Below are 19,545 nucleotides of genomic sequence, written 5' to 3' on the forward strand. Positions count from 1 at the left end.
TATTGAAAAAATTAATGAGTAAAGACGCTATACTGCATAAACGATCTAATAAAGATCCCGTGCGATCCTTGCGCTTTGTTCGGCAGTCCGTATAATCCTCCACCCGTTGTACAATGCCCATCGTACGGCGTTAGCGCTGCTTGTTTTTCGCGCGAAAAGGTGCGGAAAAACGCAGGGTTTTAAGGAAAGAGAATTGACTCTGGAGTGTACAATTATTACAATCCGGCCTCTTTAATCACCCACGCTGAGGCGTAAGTCGTTCGATAATCGTTCGGGTATACGCAAAAGTCAGTGAATTTATTCAAGTTTAGGTAGAAATCGCCATGAAACGCACTTTTCAACCGTCTGTACTGAAGCGCAACCGTTCTCACGGCTTCCGTGCTCGTATGGCTACTAAAAATGGTCGTCAGGTTCTGGCACGTCGTCGTGCTAAAGGCCGCGCTCGTCTGACCGTTTCCAAGTAATAAAAGCTAACCCCTGAGTGGTTAAGCTCGCATTTCCCAGGGAGTTACGTTTGTTAACTCCCAGTCATTTCACATTTGTCTTCCAGCAGCCACAACGGGCTGGCACGCCGCAAATCACCATTCTCGGCCGCCTGAATTCGCTGGGGCATCCCCGCATCGGTCTAACCGTCGCCAAGAAAAACGTTCGACGCGCGCATGAACGCAATCGGATTAAACGTCTGACGCGTGAAAGCTTCCGTCTGCGTCAACATGAACTCCCTGCAATGGATTTCGTGGTGGTGGCGAAAAAAGGGGTTGCCGACCTCGATAACCGTGCTCTCTCGGAAGCGTTGGAAAAATTATGGCGCCGCCACTGTCGCCTGGCTCGCGGGTCCTGATAGCCCTTATACGGGTCTATCAACGCCTGATCAGTCCGCTGCTTGGGCCGCATTGCCGTTTCACGCCAACCTGCTCAAGCTACGGAATTGAGGCATTGCGCAGGTTTGGAGTGATAAAAGGCAGTTGGTTGACGGTGAAACGCGTATTAAAATGCCACCCTTTACACCCTGGTGGTGACGATCCCGTCCCGCCCGGACCATTTGATACCAGAGAACACTAACGATGGATTCGCAACGCAATCTTTTAGTCATCGCTTTGCTGTTCGTGTCTTTCATGATCTGGCAAGCCTGGGAGCAGGATAAAAATCCGCAGCCTCAGACCCAACAGACCACGCAGACAACGACCACCGCAGCGGGTAGCGCCGCCGACCAGGGCGTACCGGCCAGTGGCCAGGGGAAACTGATTACGGTTAAGACCGACGTGCTTGATCTGACCATCAACACCCGTGGCGGTGATGTTGAGCAGGCCTTGCTGCCAACTTACCCGAAAGAGTTGGGTTCTAAAGAACCGTTCCAGTTGCTGGAAACGACTCCGCAGTTTATCTACCAGGCGCAGAGCGGCCTGACCGGTCGTGACGGCCCGGATAACCCGGCTAACGGCCCGCGTCCGCTGTACAGCGTCGATAACGACACGTTTGTCCTCGCGGATGGCCAGAACGAACTGCATGTTCCGATGACCTGGACTGACGCCGCTGGCAACACCTTCACCAAAACGTTTGTCCTCAAACGCGGTGAATATGCGGTCAACGTCAACTACAGCGTGCAGAACGCCGGTGAGAAACCGCTGGAGATCTCCACCTTTGGTCAGTTGAAGCAATCCATCAATCTGCCGTCTCATCGCGACACCGGTAGCAGCAACTTTGCACTGCATACCTTCCGTGGCGCGGCGTACTCCACGCCGGATGAGAAGTACGAAAAATACAAATTCGACACTATTGCCGATAACGAAAACCTGAACGTCAGCTCCAACGGCGGTTGGGTCGCCATGTTGCAGCAGTACTTCGCAACGGCATGGATTCCGCGTAACGACGGCACCAATAACTTCTATACCGCTAATCTGGGTAACGGCATTGCCGCTATCGGCTATAAATCTCAGCCGGTTCTGGTACAGCCGGGTCAGACTGGCGCAATGACCAGCACCCTGTGGGTTGGCCCGGAAATTCAGGATAAAATGGCGGCCGTTGCACCGCACCTGGATCTGACCGTTGATTACGGTTGGCTGTGGTTCATCTCTCAGCCGCTGTTCAAACTGCTGAAATGGATTCATAGCTTCCTGGGTAACTGGGGCTTCTCCATCATCGTTATCACCTTTATCGTTCGTGGCATCATGTACCCGCTGACGAAAGCGCAGTACACCTCCATGGCGAAGATGCGTATGCTACAGCCGAAGATTCAGGCTATGCGCGAGCGTCTGGGCGATGACAAACAGCGTCAGAGCCAGGAAATGATGGCCCTGTACAAAGCTGAGAAGGTTAACCCGCTGGGCGGCTGCTTCCCGCTGATCATCCAGATGCCTATCTTCCTGGCGTTGTACTACATGCTGATGGGCTCCATTGAACTGCGTCATGCGCCGTTCGCACTGTGGATCCATGACTTGTCCGCACAGGACCCGTACTACATCCTGCCGATCCTGATGGGCGTGACGATGTTCTTCATCCAGAAGATGTCTCCGACCACCGTGACCGACCCGATGCAGCAGAAGATCATGACCTTTATGCCGGTCATCTTCACGGTATTCTTCCTGTGGTTCCCGTCAGGTCTAGTGCTGTACTATATCGTCAGCAACCTGGTAACCATCATCCAGCAGCAGCTGATTTACCGTGGTCTGGAGAAACGTGGCCTGCATAGCCGCGAGAAGAAAAGCTCCTGATTCCATGTAAGCCGGGTAAGCATAGCGCCACCCGGCAATCAGAACAGCGATGACAGGGCGGTCAATTGACCGCCTTTTTTATTAGCAAAAAAGAGAAGATCATGAGCCATAACGACACTATCGTCGCCCAGGCTACCCCACCGGGACGCGGTGGCGTCGGTATCCTGCGCATTTCCGGCCTCAAGGCGCGCGAGGTGGCCGAAGCCGTATTGGGCAAGCTACCAAAACCGCGTTACGCCGATTACCTGCCGTTTAAAGATGCCGATGGCACGGCGCTGGATCAGGGGATCGCGCTGTGGTTTCCTGGCCCGAACTCGTTTACTGGTGAAGACGTACTGGAACTGCAAGGGCATGGCGGCCCGGTCATTCTCGACCTGCTGTTAAAACGTATTCTGACGCTCCCCGGCCTGCGCATTGCCAGACCGGGCGAGTTCTCCGAGCGCGCGTTCCTCAATGACAAGCTCGACTTAGCCCAGGCAGAAGCGATTGCCGACCTGATCGACGCCAGTTCCGAGCAGGCGGCACGCTCGGCGCTGAACTCGCTACAGGGGGCATTTTCCGCGCGTGTAAATCATCTTGTGGAAGCACTTACTCACCTGCGCATCTATGTGGAAGCGGCCATTGACTTCCCGGACGAGGAGATCGACTTTCTCTCCGACGGCAAAATTGAAGCCCAGCTCAACGGCGTGATCGCCGATCTCGATGCGGTACGCGCCGAAGCGCGTCAGGGCAGCCTGCTGCGTGAAGGGATGAAGGTGGTCATTGCCGGACGCCCTAACGCCGGGAAATCGAGCCTGCTGAACGCCCTGGCGGGCCGTGAGGCCGCCATTGTCACCGATATCGCTGGCACCACCCGCGACGTGCTGCGCGAGCATATTCACATCGACGGAATGCCGCTGCACATCATCGATACCGCCGGTCTGCGCGATGCCAGCGATGAAGTGGAACGTATTGGGATTGAGCGCGCCTGGCAGGAGATAGAACAGGCCGACCGCGTGCTGTTTATGGTGGATGGCACAACCACCAATGCCGTTGATCCGGCGGAAATCTGGCCGGACTTTATCGCCCGTTTACCGACAAAACTGCCGATCACCGTTGTGCGCAACAAAGCTGACATCACTGGCGAGACGCTGGGTATCAGCGAGGTGAATGGTCACTCACTTGTCCGTCTTTCCGCCCGTACCGGCGAAGGCGTGGACGTATTGCGTAACCATCTCAAACAAAGCATGGGCTTTGACACCAATATGGAAGGCGGCTTCCTTGCCCGCCGTCGCCATCTTCAGGCGCTGGCAGAAGCCGCAGAACATCTCCAGCAGGGCAAATCACAGCTGCTTGGCGCCTGGGCTGGCGAACTGCTGGCGGAGGAGCTGCGTCTGGCGCAGCAGGCGCTGAGTGAGATCACCGGCGAGTTTACCTCCGACGATCTGCTGGGCCGTATTTTCTCCAGCTTCTGTATTGGCAAGTGATGTTGTTTTGCCCGGTGGCGCTACGCTTACCGGGCCGACTAAATCTGTAGGCCGGATAAGGCAAAGCCGCCATCCGGCAATAATAAATTTCCTCACAGGAAATCACCGTTGTCCAAATGGCAACTCGCGTCACTGAAAACCTCCCCGTATTCTTAGCGCCACGCTTATTGTGAGGACGCTATGACCCGCTTTCTAATCTGTAGTTTTGCCCTTGTTTTACTCTACCCAGCCGGTATCGACATGTATCTGGTCGGTTTACCCCGTATTGCCGCCGATCTGAACGCCAGCGAGGCGCAGCTGCACATCGCGTTTTCGGTATACCTGGCCGGGATGGCCACCGCAATGCTGTTTGCGGGTAAAGTTGCAGACCAGTCAGGGCGCAAACCGGTGGCGATAGCGGGCGCGGTGATATTCATCATCGCCTCTATGCTTTGCTCACGAGCAACGGACGGGTCGCTGTTCCTGACCGGGCGCTTTATTCAGGGCATCGGGGCAGGGTGCTGTTATGTGGTGGCGTTTGCGATTTTGCGCGACACGCTGGACGATCACCGCCGGGCGAAAGTGTTATCGCTATTAAACGGAATTACCTGCATTGTACCGGTATTAGCGCCAGTGCTAGGGCATTTGATTATGCTTAAATTCCCGTGGCAAAGTCTGTTTTACACGATGATAGCGATGGGTATTGCGGTATGCCTGCTCTCGGTGTTTATCCTGAAAGAAACGCGCCCGGCAACATGCTCATCGACCTCGCGCCCTCAGCAAAATGCAGAGTCGCTGCTCAACCGCTTTTTCCTCAGCCGTCTGGCGATCACCACGTTGAGCGTGTCGGTGATCCTCACATTTGTAAACACCTCGCCGGTGTTGCTCATGGAAATGATGGGCTTTGATCGCGGTGAATACGCCACCACAATGGCGCTGACGGCAGGCATCAGCATGGCAGTGTCGTTCTCAACGCCCTTTGCGCTGAGCGTATTTAAACCGCGCACGCTGATGCTCACGTCGCAAGGGCTGTTTCTGGCTGCGGGCATCGTACTCAGCCTCTCATCCTCTCACGCCGTCACGCTCTTTGGCCTGACGCTCATCTGCGCGGGTTTTTCAGTTGGCTTTGGCGTGGCGATGAGCCAGGCATTAGGCCCATTCTCACTGCGTGCTGGCGTCGCAAGCTCTGTACTCGGCATTGCACAGGTCTGCGGGTCATCGCTGTGGATATGGCTGGCGGCAGTCATTGGCTTTAACGCCCTGAATATGCTGATCGGGATTCTGATTGGCTGTAGCATGGTCTGTATCCTGTTACTGATGACCATACAGCCCGCAGCGCACTATGAAAAAATCCATCACCAGTCTCGATCTTAATCTGTTGTTATGTTTGCAGCTTCTGATGCAGGAGCGCAGCGTCACCAAAGCGGCGAAGCGGATGAACGTCACGCCCTCGGCGGTGAGTAAGTCGCTGTCAAAGCTGCGAACATGGTTTGATGACCCGCTGTTTGTGAACACGCCGCTGGGGCTGACGCCGACGCCGCTGATGGTCAATATGGAGCAAAGCCTGGCGGACTGGATGCAGATGAGCAATCAGCTGCTTGATAAACCGCATCACGAATCGCCACGCGGCCTGAAATTTGAACTGGCGGCAGAGTCGCCGCTGGTAATGATCATGTTCAATTCTCTGTCGCAGCAGATTTATCAGCGCTATCCGCAGGCCACAATCAAGGTGCGTAACTGGGATTACGACTCGCTGGATGCCATCACACGCGGCGAGGTGGATCTCGGCTTTACCGGAAGGGAGAGCCATCCCCGTTCGCGGGAGCTTCTCAGCCTGCTGCCGCTGTCTATCGATTTTGAAGTCCTGTTCAGCGACCTCCCCTGGGTCTGGCTGCGGGAAGATCACCCGGCGCTACAAGAAGAGTGGAATCTGGAAACATTTTTACGCTATCCGCATATCAGCATTTGCTGGGAGCAAAGCGACACCTGGGCGCTGGATGATGTATTGCAGGAGATGGGCCGCAAACGCAACATCGCCTTAAGTTTACCGGGGTTTGAACAATCGCTGTTTATGGCCGCCCAGCCGAACCACTCGCTGCTGGCGACCGCGCCTCTCTACTGCCAGCGTTATAACCAGCTCCACCAGCTCCCGTTGGTCGCGCGTCCTCTCCCTTTTGACGCCGCCCAGCGAGAAAAGCTGATGGTGCCTTTTACCCTCCTTTGGCATAAGCGTAACAGCCATAACCCTAAAATTATCTGGTTAAAAGAGACCATCAAAACGCTCTATAGCCACCTCTCCTGACGGTAAATTAACCACGACCGCGTCAGAAATGTAAAAGTCGCGTAAGCGCCGCTGTTTCTGTCGAACTTTTGACCAGTAAAACCTGTCCATAATCTACGTAAATGTTACTCTCGTAATAATCACGGACCATTAATCACGGAGCGAAAAATGGCGACACATTTTGCCAGAGGGATTCTTACGGAGGGACACCTGATTTCAGTCCGTCTGCCTTCTCCATGCCACATCGAAGCCAGAAACCTTCCCGCTCACCGCCGGACACGTTTTTTGGCTTCACGCGGCTTACTCGCTGAACTGATGTTTATGCTCTACGGAACCAGCGAGCTGCCGGAAATTGCTATTCAGGCCAAAGGGAAGCCTGTCTTTCGCGATAAAAATCTGCCCGCGTTCTCCATCTCATATGCCGGGAATATGGTGGGAGTGGCGCTGACAACGGAGGGGGAATGCGGTCTGGATATGGAATTACAGCGAGCCATACGAGGCTTCCATAGTCCACTCTCAGCCGAGAGTCCGGCGTTCTCCAGCAACGAAAATCTGTGGATCAACAATCAGAGCGATCCCAACGAAGCGCGTGCGCAACTGATCACCTTACGCCAGAGCGTGCTAAAGCTAACCGGTGACGTACTGAATGACGATCCGCGTGAGCTCCAGCTCCTTCCCGGCGCAGGCCGCCTGAAATGCGCCCACGTTACGCAGGTGGAGGCAATATGCGACGCGGAAGATATTCTGGTCTGGTCGGTGGCGGTTACGCCAGCCATTGAAAAACTGAATGTTTGGGAGTTTGATAGTAAGCAAGGATGGAAAAGCCTGGCCGATATCCAGACCCGGGCGAATGAACCTACCGGTCGCCTGATGCGATTCGCTCAATTATCCACAGCAAAGTCATCTTATACACTTAGCTGATTCGGCCCTGTCCCGGCCGCCATGATGAAAAGGAGTAATCATGTCCGAAACGTTGAATGTTGTTACGTTACTGGGGAGCCTGCGCAAAGGTTCATTTAACGGTATGGTCGCCCGCACGCTGCCGAAAATTGCCCCGGCAGGCATGGAGGTCAGCGCATTACCTTCGATTGGCGATATTCCGCTGTATGACGCTGATGTGCAGCAGGAAGAGGGGTTCCCGGCGAGCGTTGAAGCGCTGGCGGAGCAAATCCGTAAAGCGGACGGCGTCGTCATCGTCACACCGGAATACAACTACTCGGTGCCAGGCGGACTGAAGAACGCGATCGACTGGCTGTCCCGCCTGCCAGAACAGCCGTTAGCCGGGAAACCGGTGCTGATCCAGACCAGCTCAATGGGGGCAATCGGCGGCGCTCGCTGTCAGTATCATCTGCGCCAGATTCTGGTATTCCTTGATGCGATGGTAATGAACAAACCGGAGTTTATGGGCGGCGTGATTCAGAACAAAGTTGACCCGCAAACCGGGGAAGTGGTTGATCAAAGCACGATTGATCATCTTACCGGCCAGCTAACCGCGTTTGGCGATTACATTCAGCGCGTTAAAGCGTGATAACAGCGCGCGCGTAGGACCGCAGGCCGGATAAGGCGTTTGGCCGCCATCCGGCTATCAAATTTGCCTGATGGCGCTACGCTTGTCAGGCCTGGACACCTCGCGCAGCGCCGTATCAGCGGCAATTAGTGCGCGTCGATAAACACAATCTTCAGCACAAACAACAACGCCACAACCACCACGCAAGGGCTCAGCTCACGCAGACGTCCGGTGCCGATTTTCATCACACAGTAAGAGATAAAGCCCAGCGCGATACCTTCGGTAATCGAGAAGCTGAACGGCATCATCACGGCAGTAATAAACGCCGGAACAGACTCGGTAAGGTCCTGCCATTTCACGCGCGCCAGACTGGAAGTCATCAGTACGCCAACATAGATCAGCGCCCCGGCAGCGGCATAACCCGGCACCATTCCCGCCAGCGGCGACAGGAAGATAACCAGCAGGAACAGCAGACCGACAACAACGGCGGTCAGGCCCGTGCGCCCGCCGACGGATACGCCGGATGAAGACTCGATATAGGCGGTAACCGACGAGGTTCCAATAAACGCCCCGGTCACAGAAGAGACGCTATCGACGAACAGCGCCTGCTTCATCCGCGGGAATTTACCTTTTTCATCAGCCAGACCGGCTTTGTCGGTAACGCCAATCAGCGTGCCGGAGGAGTCGAACAGGTTCACCAGCATGAAGGAGAAAATCACGCCAGCCAGACCAATGTTAAACGAGCCCGCCAGATCCACATGCCCGATCACAGAGCTAACGCTTGGCGGCGCAGAGACAATGCCGTTGTAATGCACATCACCCATCATCCAGCCGAGCAGCGTCGTTACAATAATAGAGACCAGCACGGCGGCATGAATGTTACGTGATGCCAGAATAGCGATGATGAAGAAGCCCAGCACGCCGAGCAGTACGCTGTGAGAGGTCAGATTACCGATGCTCACCAGGGTTTCCGGGTTCGCGACGATAACGCCTGCGTTTTTCAGCCCCATCATGCCGATAAACAGGCCGATACCGCTGGTGATGCCCACGCGCAGACTGACCGGAATGTTAGCAATCATCCAGTAACGCACGCGGAAGATGGTCAGCAGCAGCAGGCCGATCGCTCCCCAGAAGATTGCGCCCATACCAACCTGCCAGGACAGCCCCATCGCGCCAACGACCACGAAGGCGAAAAACGCGTTCAGACCCATAGCCGGCGCCAGCGCGACCGGTAAATTAGCAAACAGCCCCATCAGAATGCTGCCGAACGCCGCGATAAGACAGGTGGTAACGAAGACGGCGCTGGTGTCCATGCCAGCAACGCCAAGAATCTGCGGGTTAACAAAAACGATGTAAACCATCGTCAGGAAGGTGGTAAAACCGGCGATCACTTCGGTTCGTGCCGTCGTGCCATGTTCGCGCAGTTTAAACACGCGTTCCAGCATACCCTGACCAGAAGTCTGGGTGGTGTGTTGTTGACTCATTATCTATTTCCGAACAAGGAGGGAAAATTCGTCGCTATCCTATACCAAAATGCGACAATAAGGGCAGTTGTGAGACACTTTTTTCATTGAATTTGCTTATACGGCAACGATTGCGTCGCACAATAAGGCATTACGAAAACGTTAAACTAGCGAGAAAAGAAAGCATGTCCCAGATTCAAGCGGTATTTTTCGACTGCGACGGTACGCTGGTCGACAGTGAAGTCATTTGCTCCCGCGCGTATGTCGCGATGTTCCAGGAATTCGGCATCACGCTCGATCTCGAAGAGGTGTTCAAACGCTTTAAAGGCGTAAAACTCTACGAAATCATCGATATCATTAACGAGGAGCAGGGTGTGTCGTTAGCAAAAGCGGATTTAGAACCCGTTTACCGCGCCGAGGTCGCACGCCTGTTCGACTCAGAACTGGAGGTGATCGCAGGGGCAAATGCGCTGCTGGACAGCATGACGGTGCCGATGTGCGTCGTCTCTAACGGCCCGGTCAGCAAAATGCAGCATTCACTGGGCAAGCTGGGCATGTTGCATCATTTTCCAGAAAAATTGTTCAGCGGCTATGACATTCAACGCTGGAAGCCCGATCCGGCTCTGATGTTCCACGCGGCAAAAGCCATGAACGTTAACGTGGAGAATTGCATTCTGGTGGATGATTCCAGTGCCGGCGCCCGGTCGGGAATTGATGCGGGAATGGAGGTGTTCTACTTCTGCGCCGATCCGCACAACAAACCGATCGATCATCCGAAAGTGACGACGTTTACCGATCTGGCGCAGTTGCCGGGATTGTGGAAGGCGCGGGGTTGGAATATCGTCGATTAAACCGTAGGCCTGATAAGCAAAGCGCCATCAGGCGAATGGCGCAGAATGCCGGATGCGGCGTAACGCCTTATCCGGCCTACAATAGCGACGCCGGGGGATCCCGGCGAACGCAACAAGCCGCTTATTCCTTCGGATCTTTGCCCGCCAGCAGTTTATCCAGCTCGTCACCGCCGACGTGGCGGAAATCCTGTCCTTTCACGAAGTAGAAGATGTACTCGCAGATATTCTGGCAACGGTCGCCAATGCGCTCAATGGAGCGTGCACAGAACAGCGCAGTCAGCACGCTTGGAATGGTGCGCGAATCTTCCATCATGTAGGTCATCAGCTGACGCACGATACCTTCGTATTCCTGGTCAACTTTCTTATCTTCACGGTAGATACGCACCGCTTCGTCAATATCCATTCGCGCGAACGCGTCCAGCACGTCATGCAGCATCTGTACGGTGTGACGCCCCAGCGACTCCAGGCTCACCAGCAACGGCTGGTGCTGGTGGGAGAATTTCTCCAGCGCGGTGCGACAAATTTTGTCCGCCACGTCGCCAATGCGCTCCAGTTCAGCGATGGTTTTGATGATCGCCATCACCAGGCGCAGGTCGCTCGCTGTCGGCTGGCGTTTGGCAATGATGCGCACGCACGCTTCATCGATCGCCACTTCCATCATGTTGACGTGCTTATCGCCGTCAATAACGCGCTTCGCCAGTTCGCTATCCTGATTATGCATCGCGGTGATCGCATCAGAAAGCTGTTGCTCCACCATACCGCCCATAGTCATCACCTGGGTGCGGATGCTTTCCAGTTCTGCGTTGAACTGGCCGGAAATGTGTTTGTTAAGGTTTAGGTTGTCCATGGTTAGCTCCAAATCAACCGTAGCGGCCAGTAATATAATCTTCGGTTTGCTTTTTAGCGGGCTTAGTGAACAGATCGTCCGTGTTGCTGAACTCAATCAACTCGCCCAGATACATAAACGCCGTGTGGTCGGAACAACGCGCAGCCTGCTGCATGTTGTGCGTCACGATCACCACGGTGTAGTCCTGCTTCAGCTCAGTGATCAGCTCTTCAATACGCCCGGTGGAAATCGGGTCCAGCGCTGAACACGGCTCATCCAGCAGCAGAACTTCCGGGCGAATGGCGATACCACGCGCAATGCACAGACGCTGCTGCTGACCACCCGAGAGAGAGTACCCGCTCTGGTGCAATTTATCTTTGGTTTCGTTCCATAATGCGGCTTTGGTCAACGCCCACTGAACGCGTTCGTCCATATCGGCGCGAGACAGTTTCTCAAACAGGCGCACGCCAAAAGCGATGTTGTCATAGATAGACATCGGGAACGGCGTCGGCTTCTGGAACACCATCCCCACTTTGGCACGCAGCAGAGCGATATCCTGGGTGTTGGTAAGGATATTATCGCCATCCAACAGGATCTCGCCTTCCGCGCGCTGCTCTGGATACAACGAATACATTTTGTTAAAGGTACGCAGCAGTGTGGATTTACCACAGCCAGACGGCCCAATAAACGCCGTGACCTGGTTCTTCGCGATATCCAGGTTGATATCCTTCAGGGCATGGAATTTGCCGTAGTAGAAGTTCAAATCACGAACCTGAATCTTACCCGGAGCAGTATCAACCATACTCATTTCAATCTCTTCCTCATTCGGCGTCGCCGTTGGCCGCGCCGTAAAAAATTAACCGCTGTTCACATCTGTAGGCCGGATAAGGCGTTTACGCCGCCATCCGGCACCTGAAATTAACCGTGTTTACTCTTCGCAAAAATGATGCGCGCCAGAATATTCAGCAACAATACGCACAGGGTAATGATCAACACCCCAGCCCAGGCCAGTTGCTGCCACTCCGCGAACGGACTCATCGCAAATTTAAAGATAGTGACCGGCAGGTTAGCGATAGGCTGCATCATGTCGGTGCTCCAGAACTGGTTGGAAAGCGCAGTAAAGAGCAGCGGCGCGGTTTCACCCGCAATACGGGCAACCGCCAGCAGTACGCCGGTGATGATCCCGGAAATCGAGGCTTTCAGGGTAATCGCCGAGATCATTTTCCATTTCGGCGTCCCCAGCGCATAGGCCGCTTCACGCAGGCTATCCGGCACCAGTTTCAGCATGTTCTCTGTGGTACGAATGACGATAGGCACCTGTAGCAGCGCCAGCGCAATCACGCCCGCCCAACCGGAGAAGTGCTCCATTTGCGCCACCACGATGGTGTAAACAAACAGACCGACCACGATAGACGGCGCGGAAAGCAGGATGTCGTTAATGAAACGTATCACTTCCGCAAGCCAGGATTTACGACCATATTCCGCCAGGTAGATCCCCGCCATGATGCCAAGCGGCGTACCAAATACCGTCGCCCACAAAATTAACAGTCCGCTCCCCGCCAGGGCGTTCGCCAGACCACCGCCAGCGGTATTCGGCGGCGGCGTCATTTCGGTAAACAGCGCCAGCGACATGCCGTCGAAACCACGCGTAATGGTGGACATCAGGATCCAGATGAGCCAGAACAGCCCAAACGCCATCGTCGCCATTGAGAGCGTCAATGCGATGCGGTTTCTCGTGCGGCGCTTAGCCTGCATTTTACGGCGGGATTCCGCCAGTTCTGCGGTCGTTTGCATTTCAAGCGTAGCCATTAGCGTGCCCCCTCATTCTTCGCCAGACGCATAATCATCAGCTTAGAAATCGCCAGCACAATGAAGGTAATCACAAACAGAATCAGACCCAGTTCCATCAACGCGGCAACGTGCAGACCAGACTCCGCTTCGGCAAATTCGTTCGCCAGCGCAGAGGTGATACTGTTGCCCGGCATGTACAGCGAAACGCTGTCGAGCTGGTAGGTGTTACCGATGATAAAGGTCACCGCCATGGTTTCTCCCAGCGCACGACCCAGTCCCAGCATAACGCCGCCAATCACCCCATTTTTGGTGAACGGAAGGACAATACGCCAGATAACTTCCCAGGTGGTGCAGCCGATGCCATAGGCCGACTCTTTCATCATCACCGGGGTTTGTTCGAAGACATCGCGCATAACGGCCGCGATGTAAGGAATGATCATAATGGCGAGAATAACGCCCGCCGCCAGAATACCGATACCAAATGCCGGGCCAGAGAACAGTGCGCCAACAAACGGAATGTTGGAAAGAATATTCCCGACCGGTTCCTGGAACCAGGTGGCAAACAGCGGCGCGAAGATAAACAGGCCCCACATGCCGTAGACGATACTGGGGATAGCCGCCAGCAGTTCGATGGCGATGCCCAGCGGGCGACGCAGCCAGCCCGGCGCCAGTTCCGTCAGAAACAGGGCAATACCGAAGCTCACCGGAACAGCGATCAGCAGAGCGATAAACGAGGTAACCAGCGTGCCATAAATGGGAACCAGCGCGCCGTAGATATCGTTTGGCGCGTCCCACTCTTTAGTCCACAGGAACGAGAAGCCAAACTTCTCAATGCTTGGCCAGGAGGAGATAATCAGCGAGACAATAATGCCACCCAACATCAATAGCACAATCAGCGCAGCCAGTTTTACCAGCGCGCTGAATATCATGTCACCCTTTTTACCCGGCGGGTTAAAAGCAGGCTTGGTTGCAGCCATAAATTACTCTTTCCATTAAACGCGTTTACGAAGTTGCCCATGCCGGATGGCGCTACGCTTATCCGGCCTACAAATCGGGCCTACAGTCGGAACTGTAGGGCGGATAAGCGTAGCGCCATCCGCCAGTTCGTTAAAGATATTCTATTAGTACAGCGCTTTACCGCTGCTGTCCTTCACATTGGTCTTCCATGCTGCACGAACCTGCTCAACAACGCTGTCCGGCAGGCTGGCGTAATCCAGGTCATTCGCCTGTTTGCCGCCATTTTTGTATGCCCAGTCGAAGAACTTCAGCACTTCAGCGCCCTGCTCAGGTTTCTTCTGCTCTTTATGGACCAGGATGAAGGTGGTGGAAGTGATTGGCCACGCATCGTCACCTTGCTGGTTCGTCAGATCCTGAGCGAAAGAGGTGCTCCAGTCAGCGCCTTTCGCGGCGTTAGCAAAGCTCTCTTCGGTCGGGCTTACGGGTTTACCATCCGCTGAAATCAGTTTGGTGTAAGCCAGGTTGTTCTGCTTCGCATAAGCGTATTCAACATAGCCGATAGAGCCCGGCAGACGCTGTACGAATGCGGCGATACCGTCGTTACCTTTACCGCCCAGACCGGTCGGCCAGTTAACGGTAGAGCCAGCGCCGACTTTAGATTTCCACTCTTCGTTCACTTTCGCCAGGTAGCTGGTGAAAACGAAAGAAGTGCCGGAACCATCTGCACGACGCACAACGGCGATGTTCTGAGAAGGCAGTTTCAAACCCGGGTTCAGTTTGGTGATGGCTTCATCATCCCACTTCTTAATTTTACCCAGATAGATGTCACCCAGGGTTTTTCCATCCAGCACCAGTTCGCCAGACTTCAGACCCGGGATATTCACCGCCAGCACTACGCCGCCAATGACGGTCGGGAACTGGAACAGACCTTCCTGCTCCAGTTTTTCGTCAGACAGCGGAGCGTCGGATGCACCGAAATCAACGGTGTTAGCCGTAATTTGTTTTACACCACCGGAGGAGCCGATACCCTGGTAGTTTACTTTGCTACCGGTCTCTTTCTGATAGGTATCAGCCCATTTGGCATACACCGGCGCAGGGAAAGTTGCACCTGCACCTGTCAGGCTCGCTGCTGCGAAAGCAGAGAACGCGCTCATGGATAAGGTCGCGGCGACAACAGTTGCGACAGTGGTACGCATGACTTTCATAATGTCTCCTGCAAGATTTTCGTAAATCATTGTTAAGTGGCTACGATGAGCAAAATAGGACAAACAGGTGACAGTTAAATGTACGAAATATGACAGTTTTATGACAACGAAAACTGATGAAATAAATCACAGAAAAAATAATTTATAAACAATCAGTTAATTCACTTCATGACAATGCGATTTCATGAAAATTTTCTTTTTATGACACTGAAAACAGTAGCTGAAGATGACGGTTTGTCACATTAAAACGACGGGAGAATTGATTAAAAACAGAACAGCGCAGAAAAAAATGCCCCGCTTTCGCAGGGCATCGTCACGATTACTCAACGGTAACTGATTTCGCCAGGTTACGCGGCTGGTCCACATCGGTGCCTTTGATCAGCGCAACGTGATACGCCAGCAGTTGCAGCGGAACGGTGTAGAAGATGGGTGCAATCACCTCTTCCACATGCGGCATCTCAATGATGTGCATGTTGTCGCTGCTGACAAAACCGGCATCCTGGTCGGCGAAGACGTACAACTGGCCGCCACGGGCGCGGACTTCTTCGATGTTGGATTTCAGTTTTTCCAGCAATTCGTTGTTCGGCGCCACCACGATAACCGGCATATCTGCGTCGATCAGCGCCAGCGGGCCGTGTTTCAGCTCACCTGCCGCATACGCTTCTGCGTGAATATAAGAGATCTCTTTCAGCTTCAGCGCGCCTTCCAGCGCGATCGGATACTGATCGCCACGGCCCAGGAACAGGGCATGGTGTTTGTCAGAGAAATCTTCCGCCAGCGCTTCGATACGCTTGTCCTGAGACAGCATCTGTTCGATACGGCTCGGCAGCGCCTGCAAACCGTGAACAATATCGTGCTCGATAGACGCATCCAGACCTTTCAGACGCGCCAGCTTCGCCACCAGCATCAGCAGAACGGTCAGCTGAGTGGTAAACGCTTTGGTGGAGGCCACGCCGATTTCCGTCCCGGCGTTGGTCATCATCGCCAGATCGGATTCACGCACCAGGGAAGAGCCCGGAACGTTACAGATGGCGAGAGAACCCAGATAGCCCAGCTCTTTCGACAGGCGCAGACCGGCCAGGGTATCTGCCGTTTCGCCAGACTGAGACAGGGTGATCATCAGGCTGTTACGACGCACGGCGGATTTGCGGTAGCGGAATTCAGAGGCGATTTCGACGTCGCACGGAATACCGGCCAGCGATTCAAACCAGTAGCGAGAGACCATACCGGAGTTATACGACGTGCCGCAGGCGATAATCTGAATATGTTCAACCTGAGACAGCAGTTCGTTCGCTTTTGGCCCCAGCTCGCTTAAATCCACTTCACCGTGGCTGATACGCCCGGTCAGCGTATTTTTAATCGCATTCGGCTGTTCGTAGATCTCTTTCTGCATGTAGTGGCGGTAGATACCTTTATCGCCCGCATCATATTGCAGACTGGATTCGATATCCTGACGTTTCACTTCCGCGCCGAATTTATCGAAAATGGAGACCGAACGACGGGTCACTTCCGCAATATCGCCTTCTTCCAGGAAGATGAAGCGACGGGTTACCGGCAGCAGCGCCAACTGGTCGGAAGCGATAAAGTTTTCGCCCATACCCAGACCGATAACCAGCGGGCTGCCAGAGCGCGCCGCCAGCAGCGTATCCGGGTGACGGGTATCCATGATTACCGTGCCGTACGCGCCGCGCAGTTGCGGAATCGCACGCATAACCGCTTCACGCAGCGTCCCGCCCTGTTCCAGCTCCCAGTGCACTAAGTGAGCAATCACTTCGGTGTCGGTCTCAGAAACGAAGGTATAACCACGCGCTTTCAGTTCTTCACGCAGTGGTTCATGGTTTTCGATGATGCCGTTATGCACCACCACAATGTGGTCAGAAACATGCGGATGCGCGTTTGCTTCCGAAGGTTCGCCGTGGGTCGCCCAGCGGGTGTGAGCAATACCGGTGCCGCCAGACAGAGGATGGTCTTCTGCTGCCTGGGCCAGCATCTGTACTTTACCAAGGCGACGCAGACGGGTCATGTGACCTTCCGCATCAACCACGGCCAGACCGGCAGAGTCATAACCACGGTATTCCAGACGACGTAAACCTTCGAGAAGGATTTCAGCTACATCACGTTGCGCGATAGCGCCAACAATTCCACACATAGTATTTAATTCCGATTTTGGCATTAAGCCTGTCGTTGTCGCCGACCTGTTAATACCCGTATTCCGGGCGCCCCGAGCCTTGTAGAGAGTGGGGTTATTTTTATAGGTACTGCTTTTGGGCGAGCGATATATCTTTATCGCCTCATCCCTCATCTGCCGGATGGCGCTTATGCTTATCCGGCCTACAGAACGTCATCGAACGTAGGTCGGATAAGGCAAAGCCACCATCCGGCAAAAAGACTTACTTCTTCTTCACCGGACGCTGCCAGCCCTGCTTATGCACCTGCGGCACACGGCTTAACACCAGTTCGTTATCCGCAACGTCGCGGGTAACGGTTGTGCCGGCGGCGATGGTCGCACCTTTCCCCACAGTGACCGGCGCCACCAGCTGAGTATCAGAACCGACAAACACATCATCGCCAATAATCGTTTTGAATTTATTTGCGCCATCGTAGTTGCAGGTAATGGTGCCCGCGCCGATATTCACGTTGTCGCCAATTTCCGCATCACCCAGATAGCTCAGGTGGCCCGCTTTCGAACCTTTCCCCAGACGCGCTTTTTTCATTTCAACGAAGTTGCCGACATGAGCGCCTTCCCGCAGTTCCGCGCCAGGGCGCAGACGGGCAAACGGACCAATAGTACAGGCCGCTTCCAGGTGCGCATCTTCCACCACGCTGTACGGGCTGATGTCACAGTCATCGCCAATCACGCTGTTTTTAATAACGCAACCCGCGCCAATCTTCACGCGGTGACCCAGCGTGACGTTGCCTTCGATGATAACGTTAGTATCAATTTCAACATCGCGCCCGTGGGTGAGAGCGCCGCGCAGGTCAAAACGCGCGGGATCGCGCAGCATCACACCGGCCAGCAGCAGCTTTTCGGCCTGCTCGGACTGATAAACGCGTTCCAGACGAGAGAGTTGCAGACGGTTGTTTACGCCTTCCACTTCGCTTAAACGATCCGGGTGTACAGCAGCGATTTCGCGGCCTTCCTGATACGCCAGCGCAATGATGTCGGTAATGTAATATTCACCCTGAGCATTATTGTTGGTCAGTTTCGCCAGCCAGCGCTTCATGTCCGCACCATTAGCGATCAGGATACCGGTATTGATTTCCTGGATCTGACGCTGTTCGTCGGTGGCATCTTTATGCTCAACGATGCCGGTCACTTTACCGTTCTCACGCGTAATACGACCGTAACCGCTCGGATCGTCCAGCTTCACGGTTAACAAACCAATGCCGCCCTGCGGTTTGGCGTCACGCAGACGCTGTAAGGTTTCCACAGAGATCAGCGGCACATCGCCATAGAGCATTAAAATGTCTTCGTCATCGCTAAAGAACGGCGCCGCCTGCTGCATCGCATGACCCGTCCCCAGTTGCTCTGCCTGCAAAACCCAGTTCAGGTTGTCATTTTTAAGGGTGTTTTTAAGCAGATCGCCGCCGTGACCATAGACCAGATGCACCTGAGATGCGCCTAATTCATTAGCGGCATCAATGACATGCTGAACCATCGCTTTTCCCGCAAGGGTATGCAGCACTTTAGGAAGATCGGAATACATACGCGTGCCTTTGCCTGCGGCAAGGATCACTACGCTCATAGCACTATTCAACATACGCGTCCTGACTGTAATTTGAGAACGAATTTATACCGTTTCACATTGAAAATACTACATTTTTTTCATCGTGAAATGGGTAGAAGAGAAAACGCTCAACGCGGGGTTTTCACCGCTTGTTAATGGGATATTTTCGTTCATCGCCCTGCCTTTTGTCTTCAGAAAAGTCAGACTTACCTTTCATTAAAGGCTTAGGTTAATGTTTTTGCTATTTTTTTGACCCATGAATAAAGATGAAACAGCACGGAATAACATTCAGGCAAAAAAAAAACCAGCCTGATTTCAGACTGGTTTTTATGCTTTCAAGCCGGTGTTACATCGCTTTTTTGGTCAACTCGATAACGCGCAGTTTGGCGATCGCTTTGGCCAGTTCCGCAGATGCCTGAGCGTAATCCACGTCACCATGAGAGCTCTTAATGCGCTCTTCAGCCTTACGTTTCGCTTCCAGAGCTCGCGCTTCGTCGAGATCCTGGCCGCGAATCGCGGTATCAGCCAGTACGGTCACGCTGCCAGGCTGCACTTCAAGAATGCCGCCAGACAGGTAGATAAACTCTTCATGACCGAACTGTTTAACGATGCGGATCATACCAGGCTTAATGGCGGTGAGCAGCGGCGCGTGGCCCGGGTAAATACCCAGTTCACCTTCACTACCCGTTACCTGGATTTTTTCGACCAGACCAGAGAACATTTGTTGCTCTGCGCTGACGACGTCCAGGTGGTAAGTCATTGCCATATCACCCTCCGATT

General features: G+C 54.1%; 19 protein-coding genes. 10 read left to right on the forward strand and 9 right to left on the reverse strand.

From position 1 onward, the window contains the following. The first annotated feature begins 323 nt into the window (after nucleotides 1–323). The 9 genes from rpmH to OGV79_RS02110 all read left to right on the forward strand — a co-directional run bounded on the left by rpmH (nucleotide 324) and on the right by OGV79_RS02110 (nucleotide 7,965). A complete protein-coding gene (rpmH, locus tag OGV79_RS02070; RefSeq protein WP_000831330.1) occupies nucleotides 324–464 on the forward strand; it encodes a 50S ribosomal protein L34 in 141 nt (46 codons plus the stop codon). Between the two features lie 17 nt (nucleotides 465–481). After that, nucleotides 482–841 (forward strand): ribonuclease P protein component, encoded by a 360-nt coding sequence (gene rnpA / locus OGV79_RS02075; RefSeq protein ID WP_012000809.1) that lies wholly within the window; start codon nucleotides 482–484, stop codon nucleotides 839–841. Further along, the gene (yidD, locus tag OGV79_RS02080) at nucleotides 805–1,062 is read left to right on the forward strand and encodes a membrane protein insertion efficiency factor YidD (RefSeq protein WP_001307474.1); all 258 of its coding nucleotides are present in this window, start codon (nucleotides 805–807) and stop codon (nucleotides 1,060–1,062) included. Before rnpA ends, yidD begins: the two co-directional genes overlap by 37 nt. Before the next feature lie 2 nt (nucleotides 1,063–1,064). Then, on the forward strand, nucleotides 1,065–2,711 hold the full coding sequence (gene yidC, locus OGV79_RS02085) for a membrane protein insertase YidC (protein ID WP_012000810.1): 1,647 nt from the start codon (nucleotides 1,065–1,067) through the stop codon (nucleotides 2,709–2,711). Nucleotides 2,712–2,812: 101 nt separating this feature from the next. Next, the gene (gene mnmE, locus OGV79_RS02090; protein WP_286466969.1) at nucleotides 2,813–4,177 is read left to right on the forward strand and encodes a tRNA uridine-5-carboxymethylaminomethyl(34) synthesis GTPase MnmE; all 1,365 of its coding nucleotides are present in this window, start codon (nucleotides 2,813–2,815) and stop codon (nucleotides 4,175–4,177) included. Between the two features lie 180 nt (nucleotides 4,178–4,357). Further along, a complete protein-coding gene (locus OGV79_RS02095; RefSeq protein WP_058668318.1) occupies nucleotides 4,358–5,530 on the forward strand; it encodes an MFS transporter in 1,173 nt (390 codons plus the stop codon). Next, entirely contained in the window at nucleotides 5,499–6,458 is a 960-nt protein-coding gene (gene yidZ, locus OGV79_RS02100; RefSeq protein ID WP_012000814.1) for an HTH-type transcriptional regulator YidZ, read from the forward strand. The genes OGV79_RS02095 and yidZ overlap by 32 nt, the downstream gene beginning before the upstream one ends. Before the next feature lie 147 nt (nucleotides 6,459–6,605). Next, nucleotides 6,606–7,358 carry a 4'-phosphopantetheinyl transferase family protein gene (locus tag OGV79_RS02105; protein WP_071259092.1) on the forward strand — a complete coding sequence of 251 codons (753 nt, stop codon included), beginning with the start codon at nucleotides 6,606–6,608 and terminating at the stop codon, nucleotides 7,356–7,358. 40 nt (nucleotides 7,359–7,398) lie between these two features. Further along, nucleotides 7,399–7,965, forward strand: coding sequence for an NADPH-dependent FMN reductase (locus tag OGV79_RS02110; protein ID WP_012000816.1), 567 nt, complete (start codon nucleotides 7,399–7,401; stop codon nucleotides 7,963–7,965). A gap of 125 nt (nucleotides 7,966–8,090) precedes the next feature. On the opposite strand, the gene adeP is transcribed toward OGV79_RS02110, so the two are convergent. Next, nucleotides 8,091–9,428: an adenine permease AdeP gene (adeP, locus tag OGV79_RS02115; protein ID WP_012000818.1), complete on the reverse strand. Its 1,338-nt coding sequence runs from the start codon at nucleotides 9,426–9,428 to the stop codon at nucleotides 8,091–8,093. A 164-nt stretch (nucleotides 9,429–9,592) separates the two neighbouring features. On the opposite strand from adeP, the gene yieH reads away from it, so the two are divergent. After that, the gene (gene yieH, locus OGV79_RS02120; protein WP_012000819.1) at nucleotides 9,593–10,258 is read left to right on the forward strand and encodes a 6-phosphogluconate phosphatase; all 666 of its coding nucleotides are present in this window, start codon (nucleotides 9,593–9,595) and stop codon (nucleotides 10,256–10,258) included. A gap of 121 nt (nucleotides 10,259–10,379) precedes the next feature. On the opposite strand, the gene phoU is transcribed toward yieH, so the two are convergent. The 8 genes from phoU to OGV79_RS02160 form a co-directional block, all read right to left on the reverse strand. Continuing rightward, entirely contained in the window at nucleotides 10,380–11,105 is a 726-nt protein-coding gene (gene phoU, locus OGV79_RS02125; RefSeq protein ID WP_012000820.1) for a phosphate signaling complex protein PhoU, read from the reverse strand. Nucleotides 11,106–11,118: 13 nt separating this feature from the next. Next, complete coding sequence (pstB, locus tag OGV79_RS02130) at nucleotides 11,119–11,892, reverse strand: phosphate ABC transporter ATP-binding protein PstB (protein ID WP_012000821.1); 774 nt, start codon at nucleotides 11,890–11,892, stop codon at nucleotides 11,119–11,121. Nucleotides 11,893–12,002: 110 nt separating this feature from the next. Continuing rightward, on the reverse strand, nucleotides 12,003–12,893 hold the full coding sequence (gene pstA, locus OGV79_RS02135; RefSeq protein ID WP_012000822.1) for a phosphate ABC transporter permease PstA: 891 nt from the start codon (nucleotides 12,891–12,893) through the stop codon (nucleotides 12,003–12,005). Next, a complete protein-coding gene (pstC, locus tag OGV79_RS02140; protein WP_012000823.1) occupies nucleotides 12,893–13,852 on the reverse strand; it encodes a phosphate ABC transporter permease PstC in 960 nt (319 codons plus the stop codon). Before pstC ends, pstA begins: the two co-directional genes overlap by 1 nt. A 144-nt stretch (nucleotides 13,853–13,996) precedes the next feature. Further along, on the reverse strand, nucleotides 13,997–15,037 hold the full coding sequence (gene pstS, locus OGV79_RS02145; protein WP_024130085.1) for a phosphate ABC transporter substrate-binding protein PstS: 1,041 nt from the start codon (nucleotides 15,035–15,037) through the stop codon (nucleotides 13,997–13,999). 319 nt (nucleotides 15,038–15,356) lie between these two features. Further along, nucleotides 15,357–17,186 (reverse strand): glutamine--fructose-6-phosphate transaminase (isomerizing), encoded by a 1,830-nt coding sequence (gene glmS / locus OGV79_RS02150; RefSeq protein ID WP_130028778.1) that lies wholly within the window; start codon nucleotides 17,184–17,186, stop codon nucleotides 15,357–15,359. Nucleotides 17,187–17,427: 241 nt separating this feature from the next. Next, nucleotides 17,428–18,798 carry a bifunctional UDP-N-acetylglucosamine diphosphorylase/glucosamine-1-phosphate N-acetyltransferase GlmU gene (gene glmU / locus OGV79_RS02155; RefSeq protein WP_110494872.1) on the reverse strand — a complete coding sequence of 457 codons (1,371 nt, stop codon included), beginning with the start codon at nucleotides 18,796–18,798 and terminating at the stop codon, nucleotides 17,428–17,430. Nucleotides 18,799–19,111: 313 nt separating this feature from the next. After that, a complete protein-coding gene (locus tag OGV79_RS02160) occupies nucleotides 19,112–19,531 on the reverse strand; it encodes a F0F1 ATP synthase subunit epsilon (RefSeq protein WP_012000828.1) in 420 nt (139 codons plus the stop codon). Nucleotides 19,532–19,545 lie beyond the last annotated feature (14 nt).

The organism is Citrobacter sp. CK185 (assembly GCF_030333565.1).
Lineage (GTDB): Bacteria > Pseudomonadota > Gammaproteobacteria > Enterobacterales > Enterobacteriaceae > Citrobacter_B > Citrobacter_B koseri.